Origin of the sequence: Spirillospora sp. NPDC048819 (assembly GCF_040650055.1) — a bacterium.
Taxonomy (GTDB): Bacteria; Actinomycetota; Actinomycetes; order Streptosporangiales; family Streptosporangiaceae; genus Spirillospora.
Genome location: NZ_JBEZGN010000050.1, coordinates 13,446 through 26,555, shown reverse-complemented (window position 1 = coordinate 26,555; position 13,110 = coordinate 13,446). Strand labels below are relative to the sequence as shown.

The window sequence follows — 13,110 nt, the reverse complement described above, 5'->3', positions numbered from 1 at the left end:
CGCGGGCAACGCGGCCGTCCCGCGTGGTGGGACACCTCTTCTACATTGGGGCCATGCCGTCCGACGACACCTTCCTGCGCCGCGCCGTCGCGGTGCTGACCGCCTTCCGCGCGGACGACGACGGCCTCGGCGCCGCCGAACTCGCCCGCCGCAGCGGCCTGCCCCGGTCGACGGCGCACCGCATCGCCGCCGACCTCGTCGAGGCCGGGCTGCTGGAACGGCGGGGCACGCGCGTCCGGCTCGGCCTGAAGCTGTTCGAGATCGGGCAGCGGGTGCCGCGCCAGCGGGTCCTGCGGGACGCGGCCGTCCCGTACATGTCGGACCTGCGGGAGGCGACCCGGCAGACCGTCCACCTCGCGGTGCTGGAGGGCGGCGAGGTCGTCTACGTGGAGATCCTCGGCTCGTCCGGCGGGCCCCGGCTGCCGTCCCAGGTGGGCGGCCGGCTGCCCGCGCACGTCACCGGCGTCGGCAAGGCGATCCTGGCGTTCTCCCCGCCGGAGGTGGTGAAGGCCGTCCTGGACGCGGGGCTCGTCAAGACCAGCGAGCGCAGCGTCGTCGCGCCGGGGCTGCTGGCGAAGGAGCTGGAGACGATTCACCGCGAGGGCGTCGCCTACGACCGGGAGGAGTCCGGCCGCGGCATCGTCTGCGCGGCCAGCCCCGTCCTCGGCCCCGACGGCCTGGTCCTCGGCGCCCTGTCGGTGTCGGGATGGTCGAACCGGATGCGCCTCGCCGCGGTCGCCCCCGCCGTCCACACCGCCGCCCTCACCCTGTCCCGCACCCTCGGCCAGCGGCAGCGAGCCCGCTAGGGCAGATGCCGGGCCAGCAACTGCGCGAGGTGCTCGCCGTCACGGCCCGCCAGTTCGCGCAGCTGCGTGCGGCAGCTGAACCCGTCGGCCAGGACGACGTCGCCCTCGCCGGTTCTCCGCACGGCCGGGAGCAGCTGGTACTCGGCGACGGCGACGGACACGTCGTGATGGCCCTTCTCGACGCCGAAGTTGCCCGCGAGCCCGCAGCAGTTCCCGAGCCTGCCGACGTTGGCTCCCGCCTCCTTGAGCAGCGCGGCGTCCTTCGTCCAGCCCATGACGGCGTGGTGGTGGCAGTGCGGCTGCGCGATCCCGGTGACCTGTGACAGATCGGGCGGCGTCCAGTCATCGGTCTCGGCGAGCAGCTCGGCGAGGGTGCGGGTCGCGGCGGCCACCTCCCGCGCCGCGGCCGCGTCCACCCCGCTCAGCAGCTCCTCCGCGTCCGACCGCAGCACGCCCGTGCAGGACGGCTCCATCCCGACGACCTTCGCGCCGCGCCGGACGTGGGGGAGCAGCGCGTGCACGGTGCGGCGGGCCTGCGCGCGCGCCCCGTCCAGCTGCCCGGTCGAGATCCACGTGATCCCGCAGCACACGGGACGTTCGGTGACGGTGACGCGGTATCCGGCGTGTTCCAGCACCTTCACGGTCGCCTTGCCGACGTCGGGCGAGAACGCGTCGGTGAAGCTGTCCACGAACAGGACGACCTCGCCGTGGCGACCCAGCTCCTCGTCATCGGGCCCGGCGCTCGCATGCGACGCGAACCAGCGCCGGAACGTCACGGGGGCGAAGGCGGGCAGCGTCCGGCGCCGGTCGATGCCCGCGCTCCACGCGACCAGGGGCCTCAGCGCCCTCGACCGCATCCCGGCGTTCACGACCTTGATCATCGCGGGGGCCCGGCCGAGCAGCCGCGTCCAGCGGGGCAGCCAGCCCAGCGCGTAATGGGCGCGCGGCCTGACCCGCCGCCGGTACCTGCGGTGCAGCGCCTCCGCCTTGTAGGACGCCATGTCGACGCCGGTCGGGCAGTCGGACGCGCACCCCTTGCAGGAAAGGCACAGGTCGAGCACGTCGTGCAGGGCGTCGGACTTCCAGCCGTCCGGCCCGAGCTTCCCGCTGACGACCTCCTGCAGCACCCGGGACCGTCCGCGCGTGGAGTCCTTCTCCTCCCGGGTCGCCAGATACGACGGGCACATGACGCCGCCCGACGCGGTGTTGTCGGCGCGGCACTTGCCCACCCCGGTGCACCGGTGCACGGCCCGCGACAGGTCGCCGCGATCGTCGCGATGGGCGAGCTTCAGGCCGCGAGTGAGCGGGACGGCCTGCACCGCGCGCAGATCGGCGTCCACGGGCGCCGGACGGACGATGATGCCCGGATTGAGCACGTCATCGGGATCGAAGACGTCCTTGACGGCCGAGAACAGCGCCAGCGCCTCGGGGGAGTACATGTGCGGCAGCAGTTCACTCCGCGCACGCCCGTCGCCGTGCTCCCCGGACATGGTGCCGCCGTGCCGGGCCGCCAGCGCCGCCGCCTCGCCCAGGAAATCGCGGAAGACCCCGCGCCCGCCGGGCCGCCCGAGCGGGAAGTCGATGCGGACGTGGATGCAGCCGTCCCCGAAATGCCCGTACGGGACGCCGAAGAGCCCGTACCCGCCGAGCAGCGCCTCGAACTCGCGCAGGTAGACGCCCAGCCGCTCCGGCGGCACCGCGGCGTCCTCCCACCCGGCGTGGGCCTGCTCGCCGCCGGGCGTCCGCGCCACGAGACCCGACCCGTCCTCGCGGATCCGCCACAGCGCGTCGGCGAGCGCCATGTCCTCGACCAGCATCGAGTCGACGCAGCCGGACTCACCGGCGACCTTCCGCGCGGCCGCCCGCAGCGCCCCGGCCTCCGGCCCGGCGAGCTCCACGAGCAGCCATCCCGACCCGCGCGGCAGCGGCGGCACCGCGCCGGCTCCCCGCCGCTCCCGCACGACGCCGGTGATCCGGGAGTCGAGCCCCTCGCACGCCACCGGCCCGTGCGGCAGGATCGCCGGGACGGCGTCGGCGGCCTCCGCCATCGACCCGAACCCGAGGACGGCCAGCACCCGGCATCCGGGCTCGCGCACCATCCGCACCCGCGCCGCCAGCGTCAGCGCGAGCGTCCCCTCGCTGCCCACCAGCGCCCGCGCGACGTCGAAGCCCTTCTCCGGCAGCAGATGCTCGAGCGAGTAGCCGGAGACCTGCCGTCCGAACCGCCCGAATTCCGTCCGGACCAGGGCGAGGTTGTCACCCGCCAGCCCTCGCAGCCGTTCGAGCAGGGCGGAGCCTCCGCCGCCGCCGGGGACGTCCCCGAGCCGCAGCCGCTCTCCGGAACCGGTGACGACGTCCAGGCCGAGCACGTTGTCGCTCGTCCGCCCGTATCCGAGCGCCCGCGACCCGCACGCGTTGTTCCCGATCATGCCGCCGAGCGTGGCCCGCGTCCGCGTGGACGGATCGGGCCCGAACCGCAGCCCGTGCCGTGCCGCCTCCCGATGCAGCCGCGCCTGCACGATGCCCGGCTCGACCAGCGCCGTCCCCGCGTCCGGGTCGATCTCCAGCACCCGGTTCAGGTGCCGGCTCACGTCCGCCACCACACCGGCCCCGACCGCGTTGCCCGCGATGGACGTCCCGGCGCCCCGCATCGTCAGCGGCACCCCGAACTCCCGGCACACGCCGAGCACCGCCGGCAGCTCGTCCGCCTCCCGCGGCGTCACCACGACCTGCGGAGGCACCCGGTACAGCGAGGCGTCCGACGAGTACATCGACCGCGCGAGCGCGGAGTCGTCGACCCCGCTCACCCCGGCCCGCCGCAGCGCCCCCACCAGCTCGCGATGACCGCTCAAGCCCCCGCCTCCGTCTCCGGGGGCCGTGCTGCCCGGACCCCGCGATCGACTCATGATGGACGGTTATAACGGTAGGTCATGGCGGCGTGCGCCACGCGGCGGCCGTGCGGGCCCGCCGGCCGTCCGGCGGAGGTCATCCGGCGGGGTCGGCGAAGCGGTCGTTCAGCTCCGGCAGGCCCAGCAGGTCGTTGAGCTCCGTCCAGGTCATGGCGGGGGCGGGGGCGCGGCCGTCGCGCAGGATGGCGCGGTAGGCGGCGGCCATCGCGGCGGCGCCGTCCAATGCCGCCGTCACCGGGTACAGCACCAGCCGCGCACCGGCCTCGCCGAGGACGTCCAGGGGGTCGGCGGCGGGACCGGCCGCGGAGCAGTTGACGACCAGCGGCAGCCCGCCCGCCGCCTCGCGGACGCGGCCGACCGTCGCCGCGTCCACCGCCCCCTCGACCATGATCGCGTCGGCGCCGGCCGCGGCGAACGCGGCGACCCGGCGCAGCGCTTCGTTCGGCCCGGCCGCCGCGAGCGCGTCGGTGCGGGCGATCACGATCAGCCGGCGGCGGGCCGCGACGGCCGCGCGCAGCCGGGCGAGCGCGACGGGCAGGTCCACCAGCCGGACGCCGGGCGAGTGGCCGCAGCGCTTGGGCTGCACCTGGTCTTCGAGGTGCAGCGCCGCGGCGCCCTCCCGCTCGTAGCGGCGGACGGTCTCGGCGACCTGCGGCGGGTCCCCGTAGCCGGTGTCGGCGTCGGCGACGACGGGCAGTCCGGTGCCGGCGACGACGCGACGCAGCGCGTCCAGCATGTCGCCGGCTCCGGCGAAGCCGAGGTCGGGCAGGCCGAGCGCGGTGGCGCTGACCAGCGCGCCCGACAGGTGCACCGCGGTGAAACCGGCGGCCTCGGCCAGCCGTGCCGAGAGCGCGTCGTGGCAGCCGGCGACGGCGACGGGAGGTCCCGCGTGCAGTCTCGCCCGCAGCAGATCGGGCGCCGGGAGGTCGGGGGTCGGGAGGTCGGGCATCGATCCACCTTCCGTTTTCCGGGACGAAGGTCCCTGGCTGGGGACGAGTCCGTCCGCCAGGGTGATTATCGGTGGAAGCCGATCATGGTTACCCGGTCGGGGGCCGGGAAGATGCACTGGGAATTGGGCGGCTATGACGGAAGTGGTGCGGGACGTGACGGAGACGCGTCGGGACGCCGGTCCCGGTCCGGGCGGCCCGGGACGCGCCGCGGACGCCCGCCGGCCGATGCTCATGCTGGTGATGGCCACGCTCGGGTTCGCGGTGAACTTCTGGGCGTGGGCGCTGCTGAGCCCGCTCGCCCCCCGGTTCCAGGAGTCGCTGGGGCTGACGTCGTTCGAGCAGGCGCTGCTCGTCGCGGTCCCCGTGGTGGTCGGGTCGCTCGGGCGGATTCCGGTGGGGGCGCTGACCGACAGGTTCGGCGGGCGGGTGATGTTCCCCGCGCTGTCGGTCATCACGATCGCGCCCGTCCTGTATCTGGGGCTTCTCGGGCATTCGTCGCTCGGGGCGCTGCTGGCGGGCGGGTTCTTCCTCGGCGTCGGCGGCACCGTTTTCGCCGTGGGCGTGCCGTTCATCAGCGCGTGGTTCCCGCCGGAGCGGCGGGGCCTGGCGCTCGGGATCTTCGGCGCCGGGATGGGCGGCACGGCCGTCAGCGCGCTGACGACGGTCCCCGAGGTCGACGCCTACGGGATGGAGTTCCCGTTCGAGGTGATGGCCGTCCTGCTCGCCGTCTACGCGGTGGCGGCGTGGCTCGTCCTGCGGGAGGCGCCGGGACGCGCGGCGCCGGCCGCGTCGATGGCCGAGCGGCTGGCGGCCACGGCCCGGCTCGGCGTCACCTGGCAGATGTCGGCCCTGTACGCGGTGGCCTTCGGCGGCTACGTGGCCTTCTCGGTGTACCTGCCCACCTATCTGAAGGCGGAGTACGGGCTCGAGCAGGCGGACGCGGCGAGCCGGATGGGCGGGTTCGTGCTGCTGGCCGTGGTGATGCGCCCCCTCGGCGGCTGGCTGTCGGACCGGATCGGCGCGGTCACGGTGCTGACCGCCTCGCTGGGCCTGACGGCGGCGGGCGCGGCGGCCCAGTCGTTCGCCCCGGCGCTGATGCCGTGGGGGACGATCGCGTTCCTGACCATGGCCGCCGCGCTCGGCTCCGGCAGCGGTGCGACGTTCGCGCTGGTCGGGCGGCTCGCCCCGGGGAACATGGTCGGCGCGGTCACCGGTGTGGTCGGCGCCGCGGGCGGCCTCGGCGGGTTCGTCCCGCCGCTGGTGATGGGGGTGCTCTGGGGCAGCCTCGGGTCCTACCGGATCGGCCTGATGCTGCTCGCGCTCGTGGCGGCGTCGGCCGGACTGTTCACCGCGACGACCGTCCGCCGCGCCGTCGCGATGCAGCAGGACATCTGAATGCGCAGGTCCCGCCGGGGAAGAGGAGGCAAGGACGCGCCCTGCGGTGTTTCATCCCCGCTGATGTGGAAGAAGGGATTCGAGGGTGAGTTCGACCAAGGGGCGGCCCGGTCTGGACGGGCCGCTGGAAGAGGCACTGGTGGGGACCCGCAGGTTCTTCACCCGCGCCCGGGTGTCGCCCGACCTGCGGACGATGACGAAGACGGGCGGACGTGAGGCCGACTCGTTCTACCGGGACCGCTGGTCGCACGACAAGGTGGTGCGTTCCACGCACGGGGTGAACTGCACCGGGTCGTGCTCCTGGAAGGTGTACGTCAAGGACGGCATCATCACCTGGGAGGCGCAGCAGACCGACTACCCGTCGGTCGGCCCCGACCGGCCGGAGTACGAGCCGCGCGGTTGCCCGAGAGGCGCCGCATTCTCCTGGTACACCTATTCGCCCACGCGGGTGCGGTACCCGTACGTCCGCGGCGTCCTCCTGGAGATGTACCGGGAGGCCAAGGCCCGGACGGGCGACCCCGTGCAGGCGTGGCGGGAGATCGTCTCCGACCCGGAGAGGGCCCGCGCGTACAAGGCGGCGCGCGGCCGCGGCGGGCTGGTGCGCGCGACGTGGGACGAGGCGACGGAGATGATCGCCGCCGCGCACGTGCACACGATCGCCGAGCACGGCCCGGACCGCGTCGCCGGGTTCTCCCCCATCCCCGCGATGTCGATGGTGTCGCACGCGTCCGGTTCGCGGTTCATGTCGCTGATCGGCGGGACAATGCTGTCGTTCTACGACTGGTACGCCGACCTGCCCGTCGCGTCCCCGCAGGTGTTCGGCGACCAGACCGACGTCCCCGAGTCGGGGGACTGGTGGGACGCCGGGTACCTCATCATGTGGGGATCCAACCTGCCGGTCACGCGCACGCCCGACGCGCACTGGATGACCGAGGCCCGCTACCGCGGCCAGAAGGTCGTGGCGGTCTCCCCGGACTACGCCGACAACGTCAAGTTCGCCGACGAGTGGCTCGCCGCGCAGCCCGGCACGGACGGCGCCCTCGCGATGGCGATGGGGCACGTCGTCCTCAAGGAGTTCTTCGTCGACCGGCAGGTCCCGTACTTCACCGACTACGTCAAGCGCTACAGCGACCTGCCGTTCCTGGTGCGGGTCGAGAAGCGCGGCGACGGTTACGTGCCGTCCAAGTTCCTCACCGCGGCGGACCTGCCGGGCGCCGAGGCCGGCGCCGAGAACGCCGCGTTCAAGACCGTGATCCTGGACGCGAACACCGGCCGCCCCCTCGTCCCGAACGGGTCGCTGGGGTTCCGGTACGGCGAGTCGGGCGAGGGCAGGTGGAACCTCGACCTCGGGGACGCCGACCCGCTGCTGTCCGTCGAGGGCGGCGCCGGCCAAGGCGGCGGCGAGGGGGACGCCGTGGAGGTCGAACTGGCCCGCTTCGACGCCCCCGGCGGCTCACCGGGGACGCTGCGGCGCGGCGTGCCCGTCCGGAACGTGGGCGGTCACCTGGTCACGACCGTCTTCGACCTGCTGCTCGCCCAGTACGGGGTGGGACGCGACGGGCTGCCCGGTTCGTGGCCGTCCGGGTACGACGACGCGTCCGAGCCGTGCACCCCGGCGTGGCAGGAGGGCATCACGGGCGTCCCGGCGCAGGCGGCCGAGCGCATCGGGCGCGAGTTCGCCGCGAACGCCGAGGAGTCCCGCGGCCGCTCGATGATCATCATGGGGGCGGGCACCAACCACTGGTTCCACTCCGACACGATCTACCGGGCGTTCCTGGCGCTGACCACGCTGACCGGCTGCCAGGGCGTCAACGGCGGCGGCTGGGCGCACTACGTCGGGCAGGAGAAGGTCCGCCCGATCACCGGGTGGGCGCAGCTCGCGGGGGCGCTGGACTGGGGCCGGCCGCCCCGCCAGATGATCGGCACCGCGTACTGGTACCTGCACACCGACCAGTTCCGCTACGACCACTTCGGCGCCGACACCCTGTCCGCGGCCCGGCCGGCGGACGGCGCCGCCGGGCAGCTGGCGGGCCGGACCACCGCCGATGTGATCGCGCAGGCGGCGCGGCTCGGCTGGATGCCGTCCTACCCCACGTTCGACCGCAATCCCCTGGACCTCGCCGACGAGGCGGAGGCGGCCGGCAGGCAGGCCGGCGACCACGTCGTCGACGAGCTGAAGGCGGGACGGCTCAGGTTCGCCTGCCAGGACCCCGACGCCCCCGAGAACTTCCCCCGCGTCCTGACGGTCTGGCGGGCCAACCTGCTCGGCTCGTCCGCCAAGGGCAACGAGTACTTCCTCAAGCACCTGCTCGGCACCGACAACGCCGTCCGCGCGCAGGAGACACTGCCTCCCGACCGGCCCAAGGAGGTGGTCTGGCACGAGGAGGCCCCGGCCGGCAAGCTCGACCTGCTGCTGTCGCTGGACTTCCGGATGACCAGCACCACGATCTACTCCGACGTCGTGCTGCCGGCGGCGACCTGGTACGAGAAGCACGACCTCAACACCACCGACATGCACCCGTTCGTGCACTCGTTCAACCCGGCGATCTCGCCGCCCTGGCAGACCCGCAGCGACTGGCGGGCGTTCCAGGACATCGCGGACGCGTTCAGCCGGCTCGCCGGACGGCACCTGGGCGTCCGCAAGGACGTCGTCGCGGTGCCGCTGCTGCACGACACCCCGGACGAGATGGCCACGCCGCACGGCCGCGTCGCCGACTGGGCGAAGGGCGAGTGCGAGCCGGTGCCCGGCGTGACGATGCCGAAGCTCGTCACGGTGGAGCGCGACTACCCCGCGGTCGCCGCGAAGATGAAGGCGCTCGGCCCGCTCGCCGAGCGGCTCGGCGCCACCACCAAGGGCGTCACGTTCGACCTGGCGCGCGAGGTCGAGTACCTGCGGCACAAGAACGGCGTCGTGCGGGGCGGCCCGGCGGACGGCCGACCGTCGCTGGTACGGGACGTGCAGGCCTGCGAGACGATCCTCGCGCTGTCCGGCACGACGAACGGGCACCTGGCCACCCAGGGGTTCCGCACGGTGGAGAAACGCACCGGCACCCGGCTCGCCGACCTCGCCGCCGAGCACGAGGGCAAGCAGATCACGTTCGCCGACACCCAGGCCCGTCCCGTCCCGGTCATCACCTCGCCGGAGTGGTCCGGGTCGGAGAGCGGGGGACGCCGCTACTCGCCGTTCACCATCAACGTCGAGCGGCTCAAGCCGTGGCACACCCTCACCGGGCGGCAGCACTTCTACCTCGACCACGACTGGATGGAGGAGATCGGCGAGCAGATGCCGACGTTCCGGCCGCCGCTCAACATGACCGCGCTGTTCGGCGAGCCGGTGGTGGGGGAGACGGGCGAGCTGGGGCTGGCGGTCCGGTACCTCACCCCGCACAACAAATGGTCGATCCACTCCGAGTACCAGGACAACCTTTTCATGCTGTCGCTGTCGCGGGGCGGCCCGGTGATCTGGATGAGCGGCGTTGACGCGGCGAAGATCGGCGTCCGCGACAACGACTGGATCGAGGCCGTCAACCGCAACGGCGTCGTCGTCGCCCGCGCGATCGTGTCCCACCGGATGCCGGAGGGGACGGTGTACATGTACCACGCGCAGGACCGGCTGATCGACGTCCCGCGTTCGGAGACCTCCGGCCGCCGCGGCGGCATCCACAACTCCCTGACCCGGCTGATGATCAAGCCGAGCCATCTGATCGGCGGGTACGCGCAGCTGTCGTTCGCGTTCAACTATCTCGGCCCGACCGGCAACCAGCGCGACGAGGTCACCGTGATCCGCCGCCGTTCCCAGGAGGTGACCTACTAGGTGCGCGTCATGGCCCAGATGTCGATGGTGATGAACCTCGACAAGTGCATCGGCTGCCACACCTGCTCGGTCACCTGCAAGCAGGCGTGGACGAACCGCAGCGGCGTCGAGTACGTGTGGTTCAACAACGTCGAGACCCGCCCCGGGCAGGGCTACCCCCGCCGGTACGAGGACCAGGAGCGCTGGAAGGGCGGCTGGACGCTCAACCGGGCCGGCCGCCTCACGCTCAAGGGCGGCGGCCGGTTCCGCAAGCTGCTGACGATCTTCGCGAACCCGAAGCTGCCCGGCATCGACGACTACTACGAGCCCTGGACCTACGACTACGAGACCCTGACCGACGCCCCGCTCCAGGAGCACACCCCGGTGGCGCGGCCGAAGTCGCTGCTGTCCGGCAAGGACATGCGGATCTCGTGGTCGGCGAACTGGGACGACGACCTCGGCGGGTCGATCGAGCACGGCGACAAGGACGTCCTGCTCAAGGACATCTCCGACAAGGTGAAGATGGAGTTCGACCAGACCTTCATGTTCTACCTGCCGCGGATCTGCGAGCACTGCCTCAACCCGAGCTGCGCGGCGTCCTGCCCGTCCGGCGCGATCTACAAGCGGACCGAGGACGGCATCGTCCTCGTCGACCAGGACCGCTGCCGCGGCTGGCGGATGTGCGTGTCCGGCTGCCCGTACAAGAAGATGTACTTCAACCACCGGACCGGCAAGGCCGAGAAGTGCACGTTCTGCTTCCCGCGCATCGAGGTCGGCATCCCCACGGTGTGCGCGGAGACCTGCGTGGGCCGGCTCCGCTACATCGGCCTGATCCTCTACGACGCCGACAAGGTGCTGGAGGCCGCGTCCGTCCCCGACGACACCGACCTGTACGAGGCGCAGCGCGGCGTGTTCCTCGACCCGAACGACCCGCGGGTCGTCGCGGCCGCGGAGCGGGACGGCATCCCCGCCGACTGGATCGAGGCGGCGCAGCGGTCCCCGATCCACGCGCTGATCAACACCTACAAGGTGGCGCTGCCGCTGCACCCGGAGTACCGGACGATGCCGATGGTCTGGTACATCCCGCCGCTGTCGCCGGTCGTCGACGTCGTCCGCGACACCGGCCACGACGCCGAGGACCCCCGGAACCTGTTCGCGGCGATCGACGCGCTGCGCATCCCCGTCGAGTACCTGGCGGAGCTGTTCACCGCCGGGGACACCGCGCCGGTCGACGCCGTCCTGCGCCGGCTGGCCGCGATGCGGTCCTACATGCGCGACCTCAACCTGGGCCGCGACGCCGACGAGGCCATCCCCGAGAGCGTCGGGATGACGGGTGAGGACATGTACGACATGTACCGGCTGCTGGCCCTCGCCAAGTACGACGAGCGGTACGTGATCCCGACGGCGCACGCCGAGCAGGCGCACGGCCTGGAGGAGCTCGCCACCGACTGCAGCCTGAACTACGAGGGCGGGCCCGGCATGGGCGGCTCCGGCCTGGGCGGCGGCTCGGGCCCGTTCGGCGAAGGGTCCGGCGGCCCGAACCCGGTCGCCGTGGAGAACTTCCAGATGCTGCAGCAGCGCCAGACCGCCGACAGCCCCGTCGACCCGGCGGACAAGCACAAGCGCGTCAACCTGCTCAACTGGGACGGCAAGGGCGCCCCGGCCGGGTTGTTCCCCGAACGCGGGACGGAGGGCCCGGGACCGGACGGCACGAACCCGCCCGCCGACTCCGGCGACGCCGAAACGGAGCCCAAGCCGTGAGACTCAACCCCGCCAAGCTCAACCCGGCCAAGCTCAAGCCCACGAGGAGGCCGGGGCTCAGCGAGGCCGAGACGGCCACGGCCTGGCAGGTCGCGTCGCTGCTGCTCGGCTACCCCGACGCCGAGTTGCTGGAGCGGCGCCCGCTGCTGCGCCGGGCCGCCGGGGGATTGCCCGCGTCCGCCGGGGCGCCGCTGGGCGGCTTCCTCGACCATCTGGACGCGACGCCGCCGCCGGACCTGGAGGCCGACTACGTCGCCACGTTCGACCACCGCAGGCGCTGCTGCCTCTACCTGAGCTACTACGCCTACGGCGACACCCGCAAGCGGGGCATGGCCCTGCTGCGCTTCAAGCAGGCCTACGGGGCGGCCGGGCTCGTCCTGGACGAGGGGGAACTGCCCGACCATCTGGCCGTGGTGCTGGAGTTCGCCGCGACGGGAGACTTCAAGGAGGGGCGGCGCCTGCTGCTGGAGCACCGCGCCGGCCTGGAGCTGCTGCGGCTCGCGCTCACCGAGGCCGGGTCGCCGTGGCTGGCGGTCCTGGAGGCGGTCTCGGCGACGCTGCCGCCGCTGACCGGCCGCACCGAGGACGCCGTCGCCCGCCTCATCGCCGAGGGGCCGCCCGACGAGGAGGTCGGCCTCGCGCCGTACGGGAGCGACGCCGCGACCTCCGGTCCCGTCTTCCTGCCCGACCCGGTCCTGGAGGCCCGTTCATGACCAGTCACCTGCCCGTCCTCGCCGCGGAGAACGGCGGTGAACCGGGCGTCGCCGGCATCCTGCTGTGGGTGGCCCTGCCGTACGTCGCCATCGCGGTGTTCGTCCTCGGGCACATCTGGCGGTACCGCTACGACAAGTTCGGCTGGACGACGCGTTCGTCGCAGCTGTACGAGCGGCGGCTGCTGCGCATCGGGAGCCCGCTGTTCCATTTCGGGATCCTCGTCGTAGCGCTCGGCCACGTCGGCGGCCTGCTGATCCCCGACGGCTGGACGGAGGCCGTCGGCATCACCGAGCACATGTACCACATCGTCGCCGTGGTGCTCGGCACCATCGCCGGCTTCTGCACCCTCGCCGGCCTCGCGATCCTCATCTACCGGCGCCGGACGGTCGGCCCCGTGTTCGCCGCGACGACCCGCAACGACAAGATGATGTACGCGGTCCTCGCGCTGACGATCCTGCTCGGGCTGGCCGCGACCGTGGCCGCCAACATCGTCGGCGGGGGCTACAACTACCGGGAGACGGTGTCCCCCTGGTTCCGGTCGATCTTCTACCTGCGGCCGGACCCGGACCTGATGACCGGCGTGCCGATCCTGTTCCAGCTGCACGCCCTCAGCGCGCTGGCGCTGTTCTGCATCTGGCCGTTCACGCGGCTGGTGCACATGCTCACCGCCCCGCTCGGCTACCTGACCCGCCCCTACATCGTGTACCGCAGCCGCGACGAGCAGCTGGGCATGCACCAGCCCCGCCGCGGCTGGGAACGGACGGGCTGAGATCAGGGCGTGG

The 13,110-nt window shown here is 73.0% G+C and carries 8 protein-coding genes; 6 read left to right on the top strand and 2 right to left on the bottom strand.

All coding sequences use genetic code 11. The annotated features are described in order from the left end of the window. The first annotated feature begins 53 nt into the window (after positions 1-53). On the top strand, positions 54-806 hold the full coding sequence (locus tag AB0C35_RS41180; RefSeq protein ID WP_358468390.1) for an IclR family transcriptional regulator: 753 nt from the start codon (positions 54-56) through the stop codon (positions 804-806). Here the strand turns inward: AB0C35_RS41180 and AB0C35_RS41175 are convergent. Together AB0C35_RS41175 and AB0C35_RS41170 are read right to left on the bottom strand one after the other, a co-directional pair. Further along, complete coding sequence (locus AB0C35_RS41175) at positions 803-3,658, bottom strand: FAD-linked oxidase C-terminal domain-containing protein (protein ID WP_358468387.1); 2,856 nt, start codon at positions 3,656-3,658, stop codon at positions 803-805. The genes AB0C35_RS41180 and AB0C35_RS41175 overlap by 4 nt on opposite strands. Positions 3,659-3,791: 133 nt before the next feature. Continuing rightward, positions 3,792-4,664 carry an isocitrate lyase/PEP mutase family protein gene (locus AB0C35_RS41170; protein ID WP_358468384.1) on the bottom strand — a complete coding sequence of 291 codons (873 nt, stop codon included), beginning with the start codon at positions 4,662-4,664 and terminating at the stop codon, positions 3,792-3,794. A 154-nt stretch (positions 4,665-4,818) separates the two neighbouring features. Here AB0C35_RS41170 and AB0C35_RS41165 point away from each other — a divergent pair, with 154 nt between their 5' ends. The 5 genes from AB0C35_RS41165 (at position 4,819) to narI (ending at position 13,097) form a co-directional block, all read left to right on the top strand. After that, positions 4,819-6,060, top strand: a complete 1,242-nt coding sequence (locus tag AB0C35_RS41165) for an MFS transporter (protein WP_358468381.1) — start codon at positions 4,819-4,821, stop codon at positions 6,058-6,060. An 85-nt stretch (positions 6,061-6,145) separates the two neighbouring features. Then, a complete protein-coding gene (locus AB0C35_RS41160; protein WP_358468378.1) occupies positions 6,146-9,874 on the top strand; it encodes a nitrate reductase subunit alpha in 3,729 nt (1,242 codons plus the stop codon). 9 nt (positions 9,875-9,883) lie between these two features. Next, positions 9,884-11,614 (top strand): nitrate reductase subunit beta, encoded by a 1,731-nt coding sequence (gene narH / locus AB0C35_RS41155; protein WP_358468375.1) that lies wholly within the window; start codon positions 9,884-9,886, stop codon positions 11,612-11,614. Continuing rightward, entirely contained in the window at positions 11,611-12,327 is a 717-nt protein-coding gene (gene narJ, locus AB0C35_RS41150; RefSeq protein WP_358468372.1) for a nitrate reductase molybdenum cofactor assembly chaperone, read from the top strand. Before narH ends, narJ begins: the two co-directional genes overlap by 4 nt. Continuing rightward, positions 12,324-13,097, top strand: a complete 774-nt coding sequence (gene narI / locus AB0C35_RS41145; RefSeq protein WP_358468369.1) for a respiratory nitrate reductase subunit gamma — start codon at positions 12,324-12,326, stop codon at positions 13,095-13,097. Before narJ ends, narI begins: the two co-directional genes overlap by 4 nt. Positions 13,098-13,110: the final 13 nt, after the last annotated feature.

Coding starts and splice junctions, on each gene's coding strand:
- narH (WP_358468375.1), top strand. CDS start 9,884: ATGGCCCAGATGTCGATGGTGATGAACCTCGACAAGTGCATCGGCTGC.
- narI (WP_358468369.1), top strand. CDS start 12,324: ATGACCAGTCACCTGCCCGTCCTCGCCGCGGAGAACGGCGGTGAACCG.
- AB0C35_RS41170 (WP_358468384.1), bottom strand. CDS start 4,664: ATGCCCGACCTCCCGACCCCCGACCTCCCGGCGCCCGATCTGCTGCGG.
- AB0C35_RS41180 (WP_358468390.1), top strand. CDS start 54: ATGCCGTCCGACGACACCTTCCTGCGCCGCGCCGTCGCGGTGCTGACC.